Below are 4,613 nucleotides of genomic sequence, written 5' to 3' on the forward strand. Positions count from 1 at the left end.
CAGCGGTGGAAAAGGCTGCGAGTGCTTTGGGTAAATCAGTGCCCAAAGCTTCGACCGGGATTTTGAAAGCTAACCAGGCACAACCAAGATAAATCAAGCCAATGGCGACCCATTGCTTCCAGGCAGGACGTTCGCCAAAGCACCACCAAGCAAGCAGGGTCGTGATAGTTGGGTAGATAAAGAAGAGCGTGACAGCGGTGGCCGGACCCAGTTTGGAGATCGCAAAATAATTGAGCGTCTGGGAAAGGAAAAGAAACACGCCAGCTGCGACGATGCGGAGTTTGAGCATGTGATTGCTGCCCATCATCACTTGTCGCGCTTCCTGCCAACCGCCGGGTCGCAGAGACGGCAACAGCCCCCACAAGAGGGGGAGCAAAAAAGTGACTCGTACCAGCAGCACCAGCAGTGGTACCTGAAAAGGGTTGTGGAGGTCTGGAGTCACATAGCCGCCTGCTTGCATGCCTCCTAAGACTGGTATCGGGATCGGTGCTTGGGCAAGCTTCACTAAATTATTTTGCAGAGATAGAAACAGCGTCGCGAGCAGGACAAGGGTCAACCCTCGCCACCATTGTTTGGCGGCACTTACTCTATCAGACGCGGCATTTGAGGGCAAAAGTTTGCTCATAGCTCTATTGCAAGTGCAACGATAAGGAAAGCGAATCAAGTTTGCAGCCAGTCAAGGCTAAGCAGCAAGTGGACCAGCTAAATTCCTCTGTTGTAGCGTGCTTTACCTGATCGCCCTGCATTCTAAAACACACTCATGTCAAACTCTTATTACTTAAGCGAGAGCCTGAGCCCTCACTTGAGCGGTTCAGCCCTCAGCGGGGCTTTGCATATGACCAACAACGCGAGGTTGTGTGGCAAAAAGGTAGGGTAAGAAAGAGTGCTTATCTTCTCTGACCTCAATTAAAGGGCATCTCAATCTCTGTTTGGATGGTGGCACATTCAACCCGAAATCATCGGGTTGAATGTGCGATGGTATTACCCGTCGGAGCTTGGCGAAGCGAACTCATTCCACGATCCATCGCTGGGTGTTGAGCTATGCCCCAGAACTGGACAAACGAGTTCGACCGCATCTGAGGCTGACCAATGATTCGTGGCGGGTGGATGAGACCTACATCGGGATCAAAGGCGAGTGGAAATACTTGTATCGAGCGGTGGATTCAGCGGGGAACACGTTGGATTTCATGCTGAGTGCGAAGCGAGATGGGAAGGCTGCTGCCCGCTTTTTCCATCAAGTCTTGGGAACAACCCAGATCGGGAAGTGTCGATCTACAGTAGCTTATCTGTAGGTCTGTTGAGTTCAGCAGACAGCAACCTGCTTCGTCCATTTCGCAATCGAGCTTATTTGATGGAAGTTAAACCATTGTTTCGTCGGGCACAAAACAAACTGCACTGGATTGGCAAGTACGAACTACCTTCATGGCTATGCTTACTGCAGTATTGGCTCTTATCGATCGGAAGTAAGCCAATGGCCATAAGTCAGAAATCCGCTTTAATTGTTGCGCCCCATCAAGATGACGAAACCCTTGGCTGTGGGGGACTGATTGCATTAAAGCGAGAGCAGGGAATCCCAGTTCAAGTGATTTTCATTACAGATGGTGCAGCTTCTCACACTTGGCATCCTCAGTTCAAAGCAGGTGAAATTGCGCCAATTCGAAAGCAGGAAGCTTTGACAGCCTTGGCAATTCTGGGAGTTGAGCAGCCCCAAATCTACTTTCTAGACAAACGAGATGGAAAGTTGAAGTATGCACCTGATGTAGAGCGTCAGCAAACGATTGACCAATTAGCCCAAATCCTTTGCGCCTTTCATCCAGGTGAAGTGTACGTCACGCATCGGCAGGATCGAAGCAAAGATCATGAGGCTACCTACGAATTAGTCGAGGCGGCAATCGCCGCTTCTAAACTAGAGGTAGAGCTGCTGCAGTACCCGATCTGGCTTATCTGGAAAACGCCCCTATTCCGAGAGGTTAAGTTTGCCCAGATCGCTAGTTCCTATCGGCTTTCGATCAAATCTGTCCAGAGCAAAAAGCGGCAGGCAATTCAAGCCTATCGCTCTCAATATTCACAGATGGAAGGAGCAGGTGGGACAGTTTTACCCCCAGGCTTCTTGCGACGGTTCTTCCAGCCTTACGAAGTGTTCTTTAAAGTAGACCACTAACCTTCTCAAGGATGGTTAACTCCTCTGTTCTAACCCTGCCTATATTGGCAATCCACTCCGCCAACGTCGAAGCAAGATGGGCAGACGGAACAAGAAGAGCTTAAGAAAAGCAGCCATATTCTGCAAGCCAGGATACTTCCACAAAAAGTGCCTGATCGCCGATAGACTCAGCCACAGTCCACTATAGTTTTCCAAGTGCCGAGCCAGTGCTAGCCCCTTTAGTGGAGATGCGAGGATTTCTGACAGCTCAAGGCTAGAGGGTAAGGAGTTCGGACGGGCTGATGGTTCATATCTGGCATTAATCCAAGCCGGTTCTGATCCTCTGTAGGTTTTAGCCTCTGGATGTCCGCAGCCAATATTTCGCACGAAGGAAACCTTCGGCGTAATGTGAACCCGGTTGTTGAACAGAGCATTCAGTGTCAACGTGATCACCCAGTCTGCCTGGATATTTTTTTCCAGGAAAAACTGATTCACTAAGGTGTATTTAGTTTGAATGGTGGCTGGAATGTTGTAGAATTTTTTGAACGGATTATATCCTTGCGGTTGATTTGATAGATTAAGCTCGTGCCAACGATCTGCCCAAGTTCCAAACCCTAGCGCAAACACTCGGTTTGATACTATGAAATCCCGCTCAATCAGCGGCTCTAATTCTTGCGGAAAGTTTGCATAGGCCGACACTGAGCAAACTTGCTGATGATTGCGATAGGTTTCCAACAGCCGACACATCCGATCGTAAAAGCAAGGATTGGGAACGACATCATCCTCTAAGTAAACCAGCGTAGAATGAACAGAAAAGACCTCTGTTAGAGCAGAGATGACGTTTCGGTCACAGCCCAAGTTGTGAGGTCGAACCACGATCTCAACTGGAATTTGCTGAGAGAACGTCTCAAGTAATGAAATGCATTGTCTAATCAAGGGTCCGTCTCTTGCAGTTCTTGGTCCGTCTACAAAAGCTAAGATCTGCTGAGGTAACAGGGATTGTTGGCTAATCGCTGAGAGCACTTCTTCAAGAAGCTCAGGCCGGGTAAACGCAACTAAAACGATTGGGGGTAATTCTGCAGGAAGGATGACCTCATTTAGACAATTAGGAAAGATTAGTTTATCTGGACTCATCATTAAGTTGCACTGAACTCCTAGGATTATTTCTTAAAATACCCTTCATCCATCTAGAAGCTACGCAGGTATGACAAAGCGGTAGTGACGTTCCCGTAGTTTGACTCAAAACAACGTTGCACTTGAAAGCGGCGTTCCCAATTGACTTGCAATGTTTGCTTGCTCGGTTGGATTAAAACAAGAAGTCGTTTGATGAATCAGGTTTCCAAATATCTCGATTCGGCCTGGTTCTCTGCAAAAGACAGCAGAAGCGATTGTCTGAAATGTCAAGCCTGTTCGACGAGATTGGGTTGCCAAGGGGTGGCACTTTTAACCATCGCGTTGAGAATAATCAAGAGCTTGTGCATACAAGCAGTCAATGCGACCTTCTTCGGCTTACCTTTCTGACAGAGTCGCTCGTAGAACGCCTTAATCACTGGATTGCTTCGACTTGCCACTAGGGTTGCCATGTACAAGACGGCTCGAACTTGGGCGCGTTCGCCCCAAATGACCTGTTTCCCTCGACGTTTTCCACTGTCATGATTGAGCGGAGTGACCCCACCAAGCGGCATGGTTCAAGGCATAGGTTGGAGGGCAACACTTTTACCTAAGGGGCTAAGGTATTTTTGCCATAGTTATCAGGGGGTCTAGCGTTTTAGGCTTTTCCAAAAGTGTTACCCTCATTTGAACCATGCCCTTGTTTCAGTGTCATTCGGTTGTGTCGCAAAAATAGTAAGGTAGGGAAGCTTAATTTTTTCTAGCCTTGCTCTAAATGACGACTGACTCTCTGTTCAAATGGCGGCACTTCTTGCCCGAAATCATCGTGTTGAATGTGCGGTGGTATTGCCGCTATCCTCTGAGCTACCGGGATTTGGAAGAAATGATGGCAGAGCGAGGAATTGAGGTGGGTCATTCCACCCTCAATCGTTGGGTGCTGAAATTTGCCCCTGAACTGGACAAACGCATTCGACCGTTCTTGAATCCCACGAATGACTCATGGAGAGTGGACGAGACTTACATCGAAGTGAAAGGAGCGTGGAAATATCTTTACCGCGCTGTCGATTCAATGGGCAACACGTTGGACTTCATGCTGAGCGCAAAGCGGGACGGTAAAGCAGCAGCCCGGTTTTTCCGCAAAGTGCTGAAGGCGACTCATACTCAAACACCCCGCGTGATCACCGTCGATAAAAATGCTGCCTATCCGGTGGCAGTCGAAGCCTTGAAAGGCGATGAAACGCTGGCAGCAGAGACAGAATACCGGCAGAGCAAGTACCTGAATAACATCATCGAGCAGGATCACCGCAACATCAAGCGATTGACAAAGCCAATGATGGGATTCGGCTCATTCAACACAGCGAGA

At 48.6% G+C, this 4,613-nt stretch carries 4 protein-coding genes and 2 pseudogenes; 3 read left to right on the plus strand and 3 right to left on the minus strand.

What is annotated here, in order from left to right; all coding sequences use genetic code 11:
* Positions 1 to 625, minus strand: a 625-nt coding sequence (locus A8707_RS25595; RefSeq protein WP_156518885.1) for a DMT family transporter, incomplete at its 3' end; no start/stop codon positions are given.
* Positions 626 to 925: 300 nt separating this feature from the next.
* On the opposite strand from A8707_RS25595, the pseudogene A8707_RS25600 reads away from it, so the two are divergent.
* Both A8707_RS25600 and A8707_RS25605 read left to right on the plus strand, forming a co-directional pair.
* A pseudogene (locus A8707_RS25600) lies at positions 926 to 1,244 on the plus strand (DDE-type integrase/transposase/recombinase); the annotation flags it as partial.
* A gap of 107 nt (positions 1,245 to 1,351) precedes the next feature.
* Positions 1,352 to 2,161, plus strand: coding sequence for a PIG-L deacetylase family protein (locus A8707_RS25605; RefSeq protein ID WP_068820229.1), 810 nt, complete (start codon positions 1,352 to 1,354; stop codon positions 2,159 to 2,161).
* Positions 2,162 to 2,200: 39 nt separating this feature from the next.
* On the opposite strand, the gene A8707_RS25610 is transcribed toward A8707_RS25605, so the two are convergent.
* Positions 2,201 to 3,016, minus strand: coding sequence for a hypothetical protein (locus A8707_RS25610; protein ID WP_197485075.1), 816 nt, complete (start codon positions 3,014 to 3,016; stop codon positions 2,201 to 2,203).
* Between the two features lie 524 nt (positions 3,017 to 3,540).
* A pseudogene (locus A8707_RS25615) lies at positions 3,541 to 3,819 on the minus strand (transposase); the annotation flags it as partial.
* A gap of 206 nt (positions 3,820 to 4,025) precedes the next feature.
* Between A8707_RS25615 and A8707_RS25620 the strand changes: the two are divergent.
* Positions 4,026 to 4,613 (plus strand): IS6 family transposase (locus A8707_RS25620; protein WP_068819877.1); only part of this gene is annotated, 588 nt, incomplete at its 3' end.

This window comes from Phormidesmis priestleyi BC1401 (assembly GCF_001650195.1).
In the GTDB taxonomy this organism is placed as follows: Bacteria; Cyanobacteriota; Cyanobacteriia; order Leptolyngbyales; family Leptolyngbyaceae; genus Phormidesmis_A; species Phormidesmis_A priestleyi_B.